This is a genomic window from Pseudomonas panipatensis (genome assembly GCF_900099785.1).
In the GTDB taxonomy this organism is placed as follows: Bacteria; Pseudomonadota; Gammaproteobacteria; order Pseudomonadales; family Pseudomonadaceae; genus Pseudomonas; species Pseudomonas panipatensis.
Window position 1 is genome coordinate 160,519 of record NZ_FNDS01000001.1, and the last position, 14,385, is coordinate 174,903.

At 66.6% G+C, this 14,385-nt stretch carries 14 protein-coding genes; 3 read left to right on the forward strand and 11 right to left on the reverse strand.

Annotated features, from left to right (window positions below; all coding sequences use genetic code 11):
* Positions 1 to 2: 2 nt before the first annotated feature.
* The 9 genes from rsxC to metG all read right to left on the reverse strand — a co-directional run bounded on the left by rsxC (position 3) and on the right by metG (position 8,255).
* Positions 3 to 2,300: an electron transport complex subunit RsxC gene (gene rsxC / locus BLQ74_RS00780; RefSeq protein ID WP_090259830.1), complete on the reverse strand. Its 2,298-nt coding sequence runs from the start codon at positions 2,298 to 2,300 to the stop codon at positions 3 to 5.
* A complete protein-coding gene (rsxB, locus tag BLQ74_RS00785; RefSeq protein ID WP_090259832.1) occupies positions 2,297 to 2,863 on the reverse strand; it encodes an electron transport complex subunit RsxB in 567 nt (188 codons plus the stop codon). The genes rsxC and rsxB overlap by 4 nt, the downstream gene beginning before the upstream one ends.
* Positions 2,860 to 3,444 carry an electron transport complex subunit RsxA gene (rsxA, locus tag BLQ74_RS00790; protein WP_090259835.1) on the reverse strand — a complete coding sequence of 195 codons (585 nt, stop codon included), beginning with the start codon at positions 3,442 to 3,444 and terminating at the stop codon, positions 2,860 to 2,862. The genes rsxB and rsxA overlap by 4 nt, the downstream gene beginning before the upstream one ends.
* Before the next feature lie 43 nt (positions 3,445 to 3,487).
* The gene (locus BLQ74_RS00795; protein ID WP_090259837.1) at positions 3,488 to 3,799 is read right to left on the reverse strand and encodes a CcdB family protein; all 312 of its coding nucleotides are present in this window, start codon (positions 3,797 to 3,799) and stop codon (positions 3,488 to 3,490) included.
* Positions 3,799 to 4,044: a type II toxin-antitoxin system CcdA family antitoxin gene (locus tag BLQ74_RS00800; RefSeq protein WP_090259839.1), complete on the reverse strand. Its 246-nt coding sequence runs from the start codon at positions 4,042 to 4,044 to the stop codon at positions 3,799 to 3,801. Before BLQ74_RS00800 ends, BLQ74_RS00795 begins: the two co-directional genes overlap by 1 nt.
* A gap of 69 nt (positions 4,045 to 4,113) precedes the next feature.
* On the reverse strand, positions 4,114 to 4,512 hold the full coding sequence (locus BLQ74_RS00805) for a DUF350 domain-containing protein (protein WP_090259841.1): 399 nt from the start codon (positions 4,510 to 4,512) through the stop codon (positions 4,114 to 4,116).
* A 37-nt stretch (positions 4,513 to 4,549) separates the two neighbouring features.
* Entirely contained in the window at positions 4,550 to 5,665 is a 1,116-nt protein-coding gene (locus BLQ74_RS00810) for a glutathionylspermidine synthase family protein (protein ID WP_090259843.1), read from the reverse strand.
* A complete protein-coding gene (locus BLQ74_RS00815) occupies positions 5,665 to 5,994 on the reverse strand; it encodes a hypothetical protein (RefSeq protein ID WP_139199019.1) in 330 nt (109 codons plus the stop codon). The genes BLQ74_RS00810 and BLQ74_RS00815 overlap by 1 nt, the downstream gene beginning before the upstream one ends.
* Before the next feature lie 173 nt (positions 5,995 to 6,167).
* Entirely contained in the window at positions 6,168 to 8,255 is a 2,088-nt protein-coding gene (gene metG / locus BLQ74_RS00820) for a methionine--tRNA ligase (protein WP_090261135.1), read from the reverse strand.
* 163 nt (positions 8,256 to 8,418) lie between these two features.
* On the opposite strand from metG, the gene apbC reads away from it, so the two are divergent.
* The gene (apbC, locus tag BLQ74_RS00825) at positions 8,419 to 9,513 is read left to right on the forward strand and encodes an iron-sulfur cluster carrier protein ApbC (protein WP_090259847.1); all 1,095 of its coding nucleotides are present in this window, start codon (positions 8,419 to 8,421) and stop codon (positions 9,511 to 9,513) included.
* Here apbC and qhpR read toward each other — a convergent pair whose 3' ends face one another.
* On the reverse strand, positions 9,514 to 10,551 hold the full coding sequence (gene qhpR, locus BLQ74_RS00830; RefSeq protein WP_090259849.1) for an AraC-like transcriptional regulator QhpR: 1,038 nt from the start codon (positions 10,549 to 10,551) through the stop codon (positions 9,514 to 9,516).
* A 232-nt stretch (positions 10,552 to 10,783) separates the two neighbouring features.
* Positions 10,784 to 11,794, reverse strand: a complete 1,011-nt coding sequence (locus BLQ74_RS00835; protein ID WP_090259851.1) for a phosphotransferase enzyme family protein — start codon at positions 11,792 to 11,794, stop codon at positions 10,784 to 10,786.
* A 218-nt stretch (positions 11,795 to 12,012) separates the two neighbouring features.
* Here BLQ74_RS00835 and fabG point away from each other — a divergent pair, with 218 nt between their 5' ends.
* Both fabG and BLQ74_RS00845 read left to right on the forward strand, forming a co-directional pair.
* Positions 12,013 to 12,786 (forward strand): 3-oxoacyl-ACP reductase FabG, encoded by a 774-nt coding sequence (fabG, locus tag BLQ74_RS00840; RefSeq protein ID WP_090259853.1) that lies wholly within the window; start codon positions 12,013 to 12,015, stop codon positions 12,784 to 12,786.
* 41 nt (positions 12,787 to 12,827) lie between these two features.
* The gene (locus BLQ74_RS00845; protein ID WP_090259855.1) at positions 12,828 to 14,378 is read left to right on the forward strand and encodes an APC family permease; all 1,551 of its coding nucleotides are present in this window, start codon (positions 12,828 to 12,830) and stop codon (positions 14,376 to 14,378) included.
* The last annotated feature ends 7 nt before the right edge of the window (positions 14,379 to 14,385 follow it).

Below are 14,385 nucleotides of genomic sequence, written 5' to 3' on the forward strand. Positions count from 1 at the left end.
GGTTACTCCGGGGCTCGCGCGGCGAGGGCGTGTTCGGCGTTGGCCAGGCGTTCGCGGGCGACGGCCAATCGCGCCGCGTCGGCGCCTTCGCGTTCGAGCTTCTTCAGGTCGGCGCGGGCATAGGCCAGTTCGGTCTTGAGCGCGCGAGTGGCTGCGTCCACCGGGCGCTTGTCGATGCGTTGCAGGTCGGGGGCCGGCTTGCCGCTGGCGTCCTCGGCGGCGTGCAGTTGCCGTTCGGCGTTGGCCAGGGCCTCGCGCAGGGGCGCCAGCTCGGCTTCATCGGCGCCCTGCCGTTCGGCCTTCTTCAGTTCGGCGCGGCGCGTGGCCAGGGCGATCTTGGCGTTTTTCAGGGCGGCGATGCCGGCGTTGTCCTCGCTCGGCTTGGCCGCTGTTGCCGCTTGCAGGACCTGCAGGTGTCGCTCGGCGCGCTCGGCGGCGTCGCGCAGTTGCGCCAGGCTCGCCTGTTGTGTGGCGTCGGGTGCCGTGCCGAAGGCCTGCTCGGATTTTTTCAGTTGCGCGCGGGCCATGGCGGCTTCGATCTTCGCCTTCTTCAGCGCCCCGTCATCCACCGCTGGAGCGCTGGATGGCGCCGCGCGCTCGACGGCTTCCGCGGCGGCCAGTGCGGCCTGCGCCTGCTCGGCGGCGGCGCGCAGGGAATCCACCTGGGCGCGCAGTGGCTCGCTATCGTGGGCGGCCAGTTGCTTCTCGGCCTTTTGCAGAGCCACCCGGGCCATGCTGGCGTCGATCTTCAGGCGCTTGAGGTGCTCGCCGGCGTTGCCCAGTGCCTTCTCCGCCTTGATCCGCTCGATGGCGGCCTGCGGCGCCTCCCGTGCGGGCGGCGCGGCCTGGCTTTCGCGGGCGCGCGCCGCGCGCTCCAGGCGCGCCTGGCGCTCCTCGGCCTTGCGTTGTTCTTCGCGACGCAGGCGCTCCTGGCGCTGCTCGAAGCGCAGGCGCGAATGCTCGGCCTTCTGTTGCTTGTGCTGCAACTCGCGGATGTCCGCCTTGGCCGCGCGGTAGTACTGCACCAGCGGGATGCTCGACGGGCAGACGTAGGCGCAGGCGCCACACTCGATGCAGTCGAACAGGTGGTGCGCCCGCAGTTGTTCGTGGTCGCCGCCGCGGGCGAAGAAGTGCAGCTGCTGTGGCAGCAGGCTGGCCGGGCAGACCTGGGCGCAGTCGCCGCAGCGGATGCACGGCAGCGCCGGCGGTGGCGGCGGCAGTTCGGCGCGGCTGGCGGCGAGCAGGCAGTTGGCGGTCTTGATCAGCGGCGCGTGCAGCGACGGCAGGCTGAGCCCCATCAGCGGGCCGCCGAGGATCAGGCGGTCGAGCAGGGCGTGGTCCAGGCCGGCGAAGTCGAGCAGTTCGCCAATCGGCGTACCGAGCAGCGCCTCGACGTTCATCGGCCGCGCCAGGGCCGCGCCGGTGAGGGTGGTGATGCGCGAGATCAGCGGTTGCCCGAGCAGCACGGCATCGCGCACCGCTACTGCCGTGGCGACGTTCACGCAGACCATGCCGATGTCCGCGGGCAGGCCGCCGCTGGGCACCTCGCGGCCGCTGAGGATCTGAATCAACTGGCGCTCGCCGCCGGATGGGTACTTGGTCGGGATCACCCGCAGGTCGAAGGCGCGCTCGCCGATGGCCTGGCGTAGCGCGGCGATGGCTTCGGGCTTGTCGTCCTCGATGCCGATCAGCACCTGGCTGGGTTGCAGCAGGTGCGCCAGGATGTCGATGCCCTCGACCAGTTCGCTGGCGCGCTCGCGCATCAGCATGTCGTCGGCGCTGATATAGGGCTCGCACTCGGCGCCATTGATGATCAGCGTGTGCAGGTCTTCGCTGGCGCGCGCAGCGAGCTTGGCGGCGGTGGGGAAGCCGGCGCCGCCGAGCCCGGCGATGCCGGCGCGGCGGATGCGCTCGAGCAGTTCGCCGGGCGTTTCGCCGCGGAAGTCGCTGCAGGGCGTGAGTGGCGCCCACTCTTCCAGTCCGTCCGTCTCGATCACGATGGCCATGACCGGCAGGCCGGACGGGTGGGGATAAGGTTGCTCGCCGATGGCGCTCACGCGGCCCGAGGTGGGCGCATGCAGGGCCGCGCTGATGGCGCTGCCGGCGTCGGCGATCAACTGGCCCTTGCGCACGCGCTGGCCGACGCTCACGCAGGGCAGGGCCGGGCTGCCGGTGTGCTGCTGCAGGGGCAGGATCAGGCGCGCCGGCAATGGCGCCTTGACGATGGCGCCGGCCGTGGACTGGCGCTTGTTGGCCGGCGGGTAGATGCCGCCGGGGAAGTCCTGGATGGGCGCGCTCATGCCGCCTGCCCCCGGTCGCTGGCGATCAGCTGCGCGCTGGGCAACGGCCATTTCCACTCGCGCACGCCCACCTCCAGGTCGCGCATTTCGATGCAATCCACCGGGCAGGGTTCGACGCAGAGGTCGCAGCCGGTGCATTCGCTGGCGATCACCGTGTGCATCTGCCGCGCCGCGCCGACGATGGCGTCCACCGGGCAGGCCTGGATGCACTTGGTGCAGCCGATGCATTCGGCCTCGCGGATGAAGGCCACGCGCGGCGGGGTTTCCGCCGGCGCGTCCAGGGCCGGGGCCTCGACGTCGAGCAGGTCGGCGATGGCGGCAATGGTCGCGGCGCCGCCCGGCGGGCATTTGTTGATCGCGTCGCCCTGGGCGATGGCCTCGGCGTAGGGCTTGCAGCCGGCATAGCCGCACTGGCCGCACTGGGTCTGCGGCAACAGGGCGTTGACCTGCTCGGCCACCGGATCGCCATCGACCCGGAAGCGCACGGCGGCGTAGCCGAGCAGTGCGCCACAGGCCAGGCACAGCGCCAGCAGTACGCCGACCGCGAGCAGCAGGGTGGTCATAGCTTGATCAGCCCGGCGAAGCCCATGAAGGCCAGCGACATCAACCCGGCGGTGATCATGCCGATCGCCGCGCCCTGGAACGGCTTGGGCACGTCGGCGATGGCGATGCGCTCGCGCAGGGCGGCGAACAGCACCAGCACCAGGGAGAAACCAAGGCCTGCGCCGAAGCCCTGGGCGGTGGACTGGAGGAAGCCGTACTCGGCCTTGTTGGCGTTGAGCAGGACGACGCCGAGGACGATGCAATTGGTGGTGATCAACGGCAGAAAGATGCCCAGCACGCGGTACAGCAGCGGGCTGGTCTTCTTCACCAGCAGTTCGGTGAACTGCACCACCACGGCGATCACCAGGATGAAGCCGATGGTGCGCAGGAACTCCAGGTCGAGCGGGCGCAGCACATAGCGCTGGAGGATGTAGCTGCACACCGAGGCGAGGGTGAGGACGAAGGTGGTGGCCAGCGCCAGGCCGATGGCGCTCTCGATCTTCCGCGACACGCCCATGAACGGGCAGAGGCCGAGGAACTGCACCAGGACGAAATTGTTGACCAGGATGGCGCTGATCAGGATCAGGACGAGTTCGCTCATGACCGGGCTCCTCGGACCGGAATGCGCCGGATGCTGCGCATCGTCAGATTCCCGTGATCAGCAGGTCGATGGCGCTGATGATGTCCTGCCGCAGGTGGGCCAGGCTGCCCACGGGCTCGCCCAGGTCGCGGCGGGCGATGCCGGCCATCTGCGGAGTCAGCAGCAGCAGTCTCTCCCCGTCCACGGTGACTTCCGGCATCAGCCGGCTGATGCCGCTCAGGCCCTTGCCGCGGCTGAGCGGGATCACTACACGGGTGTTCAGCGAGGCGAGCAGGTCGCTCTGCACGTCCAGCAGCAGCGGGATGTCCTCGCGACTGCGCGGGCTGGGATTGTGGTACAGGTCGAACTGCTTCATCAGAAGCTCCGCAGGTCGTCGCTGAAGACGCCAGCGTCCTCGATATGCTGATTGTAGGCGTCGATGGCCTGGCGGTTCTGTTCCAGCCAGCGCTGCTCCATGCGTTCCCTGACCACGTCGGCCAGCGCTTCTTCGAGTACCGCCGAGAGGTTGACGTCGAGTTCCCGGGCCTGCTTCAGCAGGTCGCTGTTCAGGCTCAGGTTGGCGGCTTTCTTCGGGGCTAGGGGGTCGTAGGTCATGTGCATGGAAACCTCCGAGGCGAATGCGCATAGGTTATGCGCATCGTGTTGCGGGGGCAATGCGTGGATGAGCGCTCAGTACACCACGCAGGCGGCGTTGAGCAGGCCGAAGCTCAGCGAGCAGCCACCGAGGAACACGCCGTGGGCCAGGGTATCGTTGGCGATGCCCTGTTTGAGTTCCGGCACCAGGCGCGAAATGCCGAGGTAGACCAGCGCTTGCACCAGCATGGCGATCAGGCCCCAGAGCAGCATGTCGAGCAGGCTGACGCTGTTGGCGATGGCGCTCGCCAGCGGCAGGGCGAAGCCGAGCAGGGTGCCGACCAGCGCGGTCGCGGCGCTCAGGTTGCCCTGGCGGATCAGGCGTATTTCCGAATAGGGCGTCAGGCGGATGTAGAGGCTGGTGAACAGGCCGAACAGGCCGACGGCCACGGCCAGGTAGATCAGGAAGTTCGGCAGGGTGTGCAACAGGTCCATGTGGGGTTCCCTCGCGGCGGCCATGGGCCGGCGCCTGTCAGTCGATGAAGTAGTGCGGCACGAAGCGGCTGCTGTCACGGGTGATGGGGCTGGCGTCTTCGCGGATGCCCAGGCCGGCGGCACTGTCGCCGATCATCCAGCAGCCGAGCACGGCATGCGCGCCGTCGACTTCGACCAGCGGCGCGTAGGCCTGGTAGATGCACGGCGCCGCGGCGTGCGGGCCGTCGCTTTCCAGCAGGCGCTGGCCGTCGACGATGCGGATGTTCTCGCCTTCGCGCGAATACAGCGGCTTGCGCACGTAGGCGCCGGGCAGGTCGGCGTGGAAGCTGGCCGCCAGCAGGTTCGGGTGGCCGGGGTTGAGGCGCCAGAGGATCGGCAGCATGGCCTTGCTCGACAGCAGCAGTTTCCACGCCGGCTCCTGGAAGCGCAGGCCGCTGCTCTCCAAGTGCCGGGCGAAGTCGTCCTGCAACAGCCACTCCCAGGGGTAGAGCTTGAAGCAGTGGCGGATCGGCTCGTTGTCGAGGTCGACGAAGCAGCCGCGCAGCGGGTCGTGGCCGATGCCTTCGATCGGCAGGTAGCGGCTGTCCAGCCCGGCCTGGTGGGCGGTGTCGAGCAGGTAGAGGGCGTTGCCGGTGTCTTCTTCGTGGCCGTCGATGGCGGCGAAGTGCACGCGGCCCTTGGCGATCTCGCCCCAGCGCGCGATCAGTTTCTCGTGCAGCGAGTTGAACTGGTCGGCGTGCGGCAGCACCTCGCTGACCCAGTGCCACTGCACCACGCTGGCTTCAAGCAGGCCAGTGGGCGTGTCGGCGTTGTATTCCAGCAGCTTGGGCGCGCCCGTACCGTTCCAGGAAAAATCGAAGCGCCCGTAGAGGCTCGGCTCACCGGCTTGCCAGGCGCGGCAGATCAGCTCGACGGCCGCCTCGGGAAGGGCGAAGGGTTCGAAGCAGCGCTTGCCGATCACCCAGTCCACCGCCTCCAGGTAGCGCTGGTGCAGGTCTTCGCTGGCGGCTTCGAGGGTTTCGATCTGCTCCAGACTGAATTCCCAGGCCACCGACTCGTCCCAGTACGGGCCGCCGATGCTGTGGAAGGTGAAGCCGACGTCCTCGCAGCGTTGCCGCCAATCCGCGCGTGGCTGGAACTGTAGCCGGCGCATCAGCCGCCACCGGAGAAGCGTGCGCCGGACGAGCCGAAGCCGCTGCGGCTGACCATCTGCCGCGACTGCACCTGGTAGCTCTGCGTGGTGCGCGGGCGCGAGCCTTCTTCGTAGCTGGGGCCGTAGTAGCGTTTGGCGGAGCTGCCCGAGCCGCCGGAGCTGGACGAACTGCTGCTGTCTTCCTGGCAGGCATTGGGGGTGTTCTGCCAGTCGGCCAGGCAATCCTCGCGGCTCGCGTACTGGTCGCGGTACACCGGGCTGTGGTGCAGGAAGGCCATCAGCAGGCCGCCACTGAGCAGGCTGTTGAACACGACTGCGGATTTCTTCATGACCGGGCGGCCACTCGGAACGAGGGGATACGGGGCATGTTGCCGTCCTTGGGGGTTGGGTCGCGAACTCCGTGCGAATCTACTGTGTTTGCGCCTTGCCGCCGCTGACGCAGCTCAGGGCGCTGGCGTGACGCCGGCCGAGCTTCCTGGCCGGCGTCCGCCGCGAGCGTGGCTTACTTGACGCGCTGACCCGGCTTGGCGCCGCTGTCCGGGCTGAGCAGGTAGATTTCCTCGCCGCCGGGGCCGGCCGCCAGGACCATCCCCTCGGAGACGCCGAACTTCATCTTGCGCGGCGCCAGGTTGGCCACGTACAGGGTCAGGCGGCCTTCCAGCTTGCTCGGGTCCGGGTAGGCGCTCTTGATGCCGGAGAACACGTTGCGCTTCTCGTCGCCGATGTCCAGGGACAGGCGCAGCAGCTTGTCGGCGCCCTCGACGAACTCGCACTTCTCGATCAGCGCGATGCGCAGGTCGACGGCAGCGAAGGCGTCGAAGTTGATTTCCGCGGCCAGCGGGTCCTTGGTCAGTTCGCCATTGCCGGTGGGTTTGGCGGCGCTGGCGGCGAGGTCTTCCTTGGAGGCTTCGATCATGGCGTCGATTTTCGCGGGCTCGATACGGGTCATCAGTGGGTTGAACGGGTTCAGTTGGTGGTTGGCCAGCAGTTGCTCATGGTCGGCCCACGTCAGCGGAGCGACATTGAGGAAGGCTTCGGCGGCTTCGGCGAGCTTCGGCAATACTGGTTTCAGCAGGATTACCAGCAAGCGGAACCAGTTGATGCCTTCTGCGCAAACGGCAATAGCCTCATCGTTCTTGCCTTCTTTGGCGAGCTTCCAAGGCTCAGTAACAGCAATAAAGTTGTTGGCAACATCAGCCCAGCGCATGGTTTCGCGCATTGCACGAGCAAAATCGCGAGCCTCATAAGCGCGACCGATCTCAATCTCGATGGTGCGATAGAAACCATCGTCCTCGAAGAAGGTACTACCGCTCCATCCATGCGCCTCGCGAACTTTTTCCAGCTGAGAGAGGGTGAATTCTCTGGATGGAAGCACCCCATTGTTGAGTTTATGGATGAAGCCGGCGCAACGGCTGGCGATGTTGACCACCTTGCCGACCAGGTCGGAGTTGACCTTCTGCACGAAGTCCTCGAGGTTCAGGTCGAGGTCGTCGACGCCGCGGCCGAGCTTGGCGGCGTAGTAGTAGCGCAGGTATTCCGGGTTCAGGTGGTCCAGGTAGGTGCGCGCCTTGACGAAGGTGCCGCGCGACTTGGACATCTTCTGCCCGTTGACGGTCAGGTAGCCGTGCACGTTCAGCGCGGTCGGCTTGCGGTAGCCGGCGCCTTCGAGCATGGCCGGCCAGAACAGCGCGTGGAAGTTGACGATGTCCTTGCCGATGAAGTGGTACAGCTCGGCCTTGGAATCCTTGTTCCAGAAGGCCTCGAAGTCCAGTTCCGGGCGGCGCGCGCAGAGGTTCTTGAAGCTGGCCATGTAGCCGATCGGCGCGTCCAGCCAGACGTAGAAGTACTTGCCCGGCGCGTCGGGAATCTCGAAGCCGAAGTAGGGCGCGTCACGCGAGATGTCCCACTCCTGCAGGCCGGCGTCCAGCCACTCGGCGATCTTGTTCGCCACCGACTCCTGCAGGGCGCCGCCGCGGGTCCACTGCTTGAGCATGGCGTCGAAGTCGGGGAGCTTGAAGAAGTAGTGCAGCGATTCCTTGAGCACTGGCGTGGCGCCGGAAATCGCCGATTTCGGGTCCTTCAGCTCGGTCGGCGAGTAGGTCGCGCCGCAGGCTTCGCAGTTGTCGCCGTACTGGTCGGCGGTGCCGCACTTCGGGCAGGTGCCCTTGATGAAGCGGTCGGCCAGGAACATCTGCTTTTCCGGGTCGAAATACTGGGTCACCGGACGCGTGGCGATGTGCCCGGCGTCGCGCAGCTTCAGGTAGATGGACGAGGACAGCTCGCGATTTTCTTCCGCGTGGGTCGAGTGGTAGTTGTCGAAGTCCACCAGGAAGTCGGCGAAGTCGGCCATGTGCTCGGCGCGCACGCCGTCGATCAGTTGCTCCGAGGTGATGCCTTCGCGCTCGGCGCGCAGCATGATGGCCGAGCCGTGGGCGTCGTCCGCGCAGACGTACACCGCCTGGTTGCCGCGCATCTTCTGGAAGCGTACCCAGATGTCGGTCTGGATGTATTCCAGCATGTGGCCCAGGTGGATGGAGCCGTTGGCGTAGGGCAGGGCGCTAGTGACGAGGATCTGACGGGATTCGGACATGATGATCAGCCGTACGGGGAAATCGAGGAAAGTCAGCAACTATATAAGAAGCGGCGCCCGGCAGGCCACAGGCGCCGGCTAAAAGCGCGCCCGGCGGCGCGATCCGCGCCTGCGCCTGCTACTATGACCGCCTGTTTTGCTCAGCCTTTCTTCGGGAGAACCCATGAGCGCCGTCACCCGTGCCACGGTGGAAACCGTCCTCCGCCAGATCAGCGATCCCCACACCGGCCAGAACCTGCTCGACGCCGGCTACCTGCGCGACCTCGACATCCAGGGCGGGCGCGTCAGCCTCGGCCTGGAGCTGGGCTACGCCTGCGGACTGTTCAAGAACGGTCTGGCGCAGACCGTGCAAATGTCCCTGGAAGCCCAGGACGGCGTGGAGGCGGCGCAGGTCCGGGTGGACGTGAAGATCGCCGCGCACAAGGCCCAGGCCCAGGTGCCGGGCATGAGCAACGTGAAGAACATCATCGCCGTGGCGTCCGGCAAGGGCGGCGTGGGCAAGTCCACCACCGCCGCTAACCTGGCCCTGGCGCTGGCCCGCGAGGGCGCGCGGGTGGGCATCCTCGACGCCGATATCTACGGCCCCAGCCAGGGCATCATGTTCGGTATCGCCGAGGGCACCCGGCCGAAGATCCGCGAGCAGAAGTGGTTCGTACCGCTGGAGGCCCATGGCGTCGAGGTCATGTCGATGGCCTTCCTCACCGATGACAACACCCCGGTGGTCTGGCGCGGCCCGATGGTCTCCGGCGCGCTGATCCAGTTGATCACCCAGACCGCCTGGAACGACCTCGATTACCTGGTGATCGACATGCCGCCGGGCACCGGCGACATCCAGTTGACCCTGGCGCAGAAGGTGCCGGTGGCCGGCGCGGTGATCGTCACCACCCCGCAGGACCTGGCCCTGCTCGATGCCAAGAAGGGCGTGGAAATGTTCCGCAAGGTGAACATCCCGGTGCTCGGCGTGGTGGAGAACATGGCCGTGCACATCTGCTCCAACTGCGGCCACGCCGAGCACCTGTTCGGCGAAGGCGGCGGCGAGAAGCTGGCGGCGCAGTACGGTGTCGAGCTGCTGGCCTCGCTGCCGCTGTCCATGGCCATCCGCATGCAGGCCGACGGTGGCAAGCCGACCGTGGTCGCCGACCCGGAAAGCCAGTTGGCGATGATCTACCAGGAAATGGCGCGCTGCGTCGGCGCGCGCATCGCCCTGAGCGAGAAGGATGCGCCGGCGATGCCGAGCATTTCGATCAGCGAGGATTGATCAGTCGGCCGACTGGCCCTTGTGCGCTTGCCGCCATTGCTTCGGGCTGACCTCGAACCAACGGCGGAAGGCGCGCGAAAAGGCGCTGATTTCCGAGTAGCCGAGCAGCAAGGCCAGCTCGGAAATCGGCAGGTTGGACTGCTGTAGGTAGTAGGTGGCCAGCTCCTGGCGCACCGAGTCGACCAGCGCGGAGAAGCTCAGGCCCTGCTCTTGCAGGCGTCGCTGCACGGTCCAGCTGGGTAGGCGCAGCTGATCGGCAACCTGTTCCAGGCTCGGGTAGCCCTCGTTGAGCAGCGCGCGCACCTGGGATTTCACGTCATCGACGATTCCAGGGCGGCTTTTGACGCCGGCCTGGCCGCCGAGCATGCGCATGCTTTCGATGACGATGGCCAGCAAGCGAGGATCGCGGCCGGGCATCGGCCGTTCGAGCACGCTGCGGCGGAATATCAGGGAGTTGTGCGGCTGGTTGAACAGCACCGGGGCATCGAAGACTTTGCAGTGCTCGTGCCAGGCCTCCGGTTGCGGATGCTCGAACAGCACCTTCTCCGGCGCCCAAGCCTGTCCCAGGGCATGGCGCATCAGGTTGACGAACATGCCCAGGGAAAGCTCGGCGTCCTGCCGCTTGCGCAGAATCGCGCCGTACTGCACCTGGTAGTCGAGCTGGCAAAGCTCGCCTCGCTCTTGCAGACGCAGCAGGCTGCTCTGCTGGTGCACGGGGAAGGTGCTGACGACGTTGCGCAGAGCCTCGCCCAGGGTCGCCGAACACATGCCGACGTAGCCGAGCAGACCCAGCGAGTCCGGCTTGAACTGCTGGCCAAAGCGCAGGCCGAAGTTATCGTTGCCGGTTTGTCGGGCGGCTTCCTCGAAGACCTGGCAGTACTGGTTCAGGTCCAGGCTCAGGGTCGGGTGTTCCAGGCGTGAGGCGTCGATACCGGCGCGGCCGAGGATGCGTTCGGGATCGCCGCCCTGGTGCTGGATGAAATCGACCAGGCCTGTCGCCGCCGAGGCAAGGATTCCTATCGGGCTGCCCAGGGGCATTCCCGTCTGAGCGATCTGACCAGGCTGGGCGACGTGCACGGGAAATCCTCCTCGATCGGTTACCGCCGACGGCTGGCTAACAACGTCAGCAAGTTTCATTCCACGAGGTGGAAGGCTCTGGAAATGCCCGGACAACCGCTCAAGGGCCATTGTTGCGGGCCTTTCCCGGTCCCTGGCGGCCCGTGCTACGCACCTCCGTGGTGCGTAGCCTTTGGTGACGAATCCTGCCGATTCAGGCGCGCGCCAGTGCCCCGACTGGCTGTTCCTGCAGGTATCGACGGCACAGTTCGACGGTTTGCGCGACCCATTCGGCGCCCAGGCATTCGACCTGTGGCGTGCCGCGGTGGGTGCCGGTCCAGGCCAGCAGTTGCAGGCGTCGCTGCATGATCAGGGTCGGCAGCATGGCGAGGTCGTAGGCATCCAGCGTTGCTTCGCGGCTGTAGCCTTCCAACCAGTTGTCGATCCACTGCAGCAGATCCGGGTGATGCTCGAAGAAGCTCAGGGCGGCCGCCAGATCGTGCAGGTACCAGCCCATGCCGCAGTCGTCGAAGTCGATGATCCGTGTGCGCTCCCCCTGTACCAGCAGGTTGGTCAGTCGCAGGTCGGCGTGGATCAGCCCGAAGCGGGACGAATCTTCGCCGTAGCCTGCCAGGCGCTCGCCGATGACAGCGACGGTTTCGCGAATCAGCGCGGTGCCGTAGGCGTCCAGATACGGCGCGTCTTGCCAGCGGCCCCAGTGGCCCTGGTCGCCGAGCATGCTTTGATGGTTCCAGGTCAGGCGCTGAAAACTCGCGGGACGCTGCCATGCCCGGGCATGACGGTGCAGACGGGCATTGATTCCACCGAGGCGGCGGAACGACGCATTGAGCTGCTGCTGGTCCGGCTCGCTGCCGTCGATCCAATGGAACAACACGACGAAGCGGCTACCGTGCCCCGCCAGGTCCACCTGTTGAATGGCTTCGCCGTCCAGCCCGCGTATCGCCACCGGCACCTCCAGGCCGGACTCCTGCAGTGCCGCCAGCCAGGCCAGTTCGCTGGCGATGTCGGCGTGCTGGTGATAGCCCGCGCGGTGCACGCGCAGGACGAAACGACGCTTGCTCCCCAACACCTTGTAGGTGGCGTTTTCCGAGTGCACCAGCAGTTCGACCCGGCCCTGGTAATCGCTGGCGTAGCCCTCCAGGGCGCGGTGCGCGAAACGGTCAAGGGCGGCAAGGCTGGCGTTGGTGGTCGCAGTGGTGGTCATCGGGCTTGCTCCGTTGGCAGGGGATTGGTTGCCAGCATGAGTCGAGGCCCGCGCGGCTCGCTTGACCGCACGCCGCGAAATCTTGACCCGGCGCCACAAGGCGGCAGGCGCGGATCGAGAATTTGATCCTGCGGCCCGCAATCTGTGCCCTGTGGTCAAGTCGTCCATCCCGGGGCGGCCCACCATCGGTCCAACATCACTGGATCGAGGGCTGGAGAATGCTGAGTTCACTGCAAGGCAAGAGCGTGTTGGTCACCGGAGCCACGAGTGGCATCGGCCTGGGCATCGCCGAAGTGTTCGCCCGTCAGGGCGCTCGCGTGGCGATCAGCGCGCGGCACAAAGACAAGGTCGAGGCAGTGGCTGCCCGCTTGCGCGACGAGGGGCTCGCGGTGATCGGACTGGTCGCCGATGTCGCCGATCGCGAGCAAGTAGGTCGCCTGGTCGGAGCGGTGGTCGAGGCCCAGGGCGGGCTGGACGTGCTCTGCTGCAACGCCGGGGTGTTTCCCTCGGCACCGCTGGAGAGCATGACCGATGCCGACTGGAGCCTGGTGCTCGACACCAACGCCAAGGGCACCTTCCTCTGCGTGCAGGCCTCCCTGCCGCACCTGCGCCGTGCCGAGTATGGCCGGGTGATCCTCACGTCTTCCATCACCGGACCGGTCACCGGTTTTCCCGGTTGGGCCCATTACGGCGCGAGCAAGGCCGCGCAGCTTGGCTTCATGCGTACCGCCGCCATTGAGCTGGCGCGCGACGGCATCACCATCAACGCGGTGCTGCCCGGCAACATCCTCACCGAAGGCCTGCAGGGCATGGGCGAGGACTACCTGGCCGACATGGCCGCTTCCATTCCGCTGAAACGCCTGGGGCGCGTGGAGGACATCGGCAACGCCGCGCTGTTCTTCGCCTCGAAGGAGGCGGGTTATCTCACCGGGCAGAGCCTGATCGTCGACGGCGGGCAGATTCTCCCCGAATCCCTGCAGGCCTTGGCCTGACTCCCTACGTGACAGAACAACGATAAACGGAGAGCACCCAGATGAGCGGGACATTTAGCGGCGAACTGGAAGCAAGGCTGGACAATCCGGCACAACCCCACCAGGTGCAGCGCCTGCGCAAGAACGCGGTGGGCTTGATGGGCGTGCTGTTCATGACCGTTGCCACTGCGGCGCCCATCACCGCCATGCTTGGCAACGTGCCGATCGCCATCGGCAGTGGCAATGGCCAGTACGCGCCGGCCGGTTACCTGGTGGCGACCATCATTCTCGCGCTGTTCGCCATCGGCTACGCGCAGATGGCCAAGTACATCACCGCTACCGGCGCCTTCTACGGCTTCATTTCCCACGGCCTGGGCCGCGTGGTGGGCATGGCTTCGGGGATTGCCGTGACCCTCACCTACATTGTCTTCGAGGCGGCGTTGGTGGGTATCTTCGCCTTCTTCTGCGAGGACTTGCTGGCCAGCGTCGCGGGCGTGCACATTCCCTGGATCGTGTTCGCCCTGGCCATGCTCGCGGCCAACGGCATTCTCAGCTACTTCGATATTTCCCTCACCGCCAAGGTGCTCGGGCTGTGCCTGGTGCTGGAAATTCTCATGCTGGCGCTGATGGCGTTCGCCGTGCTGCTGCATGGCGGCGGCCCGCAGGGCATGGTGGTGGAGTCGATCAACCCGCTGAACGCCTTCCGTCCCGCCGAGGGCGTGGTCGGCGCCAACGCGGGCATCGGTCTGTTCTTCGCTTTCTGGTCGTGGGTCGGTTTCGAGTCCTCGGCCATGTACGGCGAGGAGTCGCGCAATCCGAAGAAAATCATCCCGCTGGCGACGCTGCTTGCGGTGATCGGCATCGGGGTGTTCTACGTCTTCGTCTCCTGGATGGCCATCGCCGGTTCCGGCCCGGCCGAAGCGATCCGCCTGGCGCAGGACCCGGCCAAGGCTGCCGAGGTGTTCTACGGGCCGACCCGGCTGTACCTGGGCGAGTGGGCGGTGAGCCTGTTCAAGCTCCTGGTGGTGACCGGTTCCTTCGCGTGCGGCATGGCTTTCCACAACTGCGCCGCGCGCTACATCTATGCCCTGGGCCGGGAGAATCTGTTCGCCTTCCTCGGCCGCACCGTGGGGCGCACCCATGATCAGCATGGCTCGCCGCACGTGGCCTCCACCGCACAGAGCCTGATTGCCACCGCCATCGTCGTGGCCTTCCTGGTCGCCGGCAAGGACCCTTACGCCGATCTGTACGCGCTGCTGGCCATCCTCGGCACCATGGGCATCCTCATCGTCCAGGCCCTGTGCGCCTTCGCCGTGATCTGCTACTTCCACGTCGGCACCCGGCACCGTGCCCAGGCTCACTGGTTCAAGACCTTCCTCGCGCCGTTGCTGGGAGGGATCGGCATGCTCTATGTGGTCTACCTGCTGTTCGCCAACCTGAGCTTCGCCGCCGGCACCGCCGCCGAGTCGCTGCTGTTCAAGCTGATCCCCTGGATAGTCGCGGCGAGCTTCCTGCTCGGTGGCTCGATCGCCCTGTACTTCCGTTATTTCGACCGCCGCAAGTACCACATCATCGGCAGCATCGTGATGGACGACGAGCGCCAAGGCGCCTGAGGAAAAA

What these genes read in the sequence shown, in the direction of transcription:
- rsxC (WP_090259830.1), bottom strand. Translation starts at nt 2,300, where the DNA reads ATGAGCGCGCCCATCCAGGACTTCCCCGGCGGCATCTACCCGCCGGCC.
- rsxB (WP_090259832.1), bottom strand. Translation starts at nt 2,863, where the DNA reads ATGACCACCCTGCTGCTCGCGGTCGGCGTACTGCTGGCGCTGTGCCTG.
- rsxA (WP_090259835.1), bottom strand. Translation starts at nt 3,444, where the DNA reads ATGAGCGAACTCGTCCTGATCCTGATCAGCGCCATCCTGGTCAACAAT.
- BLQ74_RS00795 (WP_090259837.1), bottom strand. Translation starts at nt 3,799, where the DNA reads ATGAAGCAGTTCGACCTGTACCACAATCCCAGCCCGCGCAGTCGCGAG.
- BLQ74_RS00800 (WP_090259839.1), bottom strand. Translation starts at nt 4,044, where the DNA reads ATGCACATGACCTACGACCCCCTAGCCCCGAAGAAAGCCGCCAACCTG.
- BLQ74_RS00805 (WP_090259841.1), bottom strand. Translation starts at nt 4,512, where the DNA reads ATGGACCTGTTGCACACCCTGCCGAACTTCCTGATCTACCTGGCCGTG.
- BLQ74_RS00810 (WP_090259843.1), bottom strand. Translation starts at nt 5,665, where the DNA reads ATGCGCCGGCTACAGTTCCAGCCACGCGCGGATTGGCGGCAACGCTGC.
- BLQ74_RS00815 (WP_139199019.1), bottom strand. Translation starts at nt 5,994, where the DNA reads ATGAAGAAATCCGCAGTCGTGTTCAACAGCCTGCTCAGTGGCGGCCTG.
- metG (WP_090261135.1), bottom strand. Translation starts at nt 8,255, where the DNA reads ATGTCCGAATCCCGTCAGATCCTCGTCACTAGCGCCCTGCCCTACGCC.
- apbC (WP_090259847.1), top strand. Translation starts at nt 8,419, where the DNA reads ATGAGCGCCGTCACCCGTGCCACGGTGGAAACCGTCCTCCGCCAGATC.
- qhpR (WP_090259849.1), bottom strand. Translation starts at nt 10,551, where the DNA reads ATGCCCCTGGGCAGCCCGATAGGAATCCTTGCCTCGGCGGCGACAGGC.
- BLQ74_RS00835 (WP_090259851.1), bottom strand. Translation starts at nt 11,794, where the DNA reads ATGACCACCACTGCGACCACCAACGCCAGCCTTGCCGCCCTTGACCGT.
- fabG (WP_090259853.1), top strand. Translation starts at nt 12,013, where the DNA reads ATGCTGAGTTCACTGCAAGGCAAGAGCGTGTTGGTCACCGGAGCCACG.
- BLQ74_RS00845 (WP_090259855.1), top strand. Translation starts at nt 12,828, where the DNA reads ATGAGCGGGACATTTAGCGGCGAACTGGAAGCAAGGCTGGACAATCCG.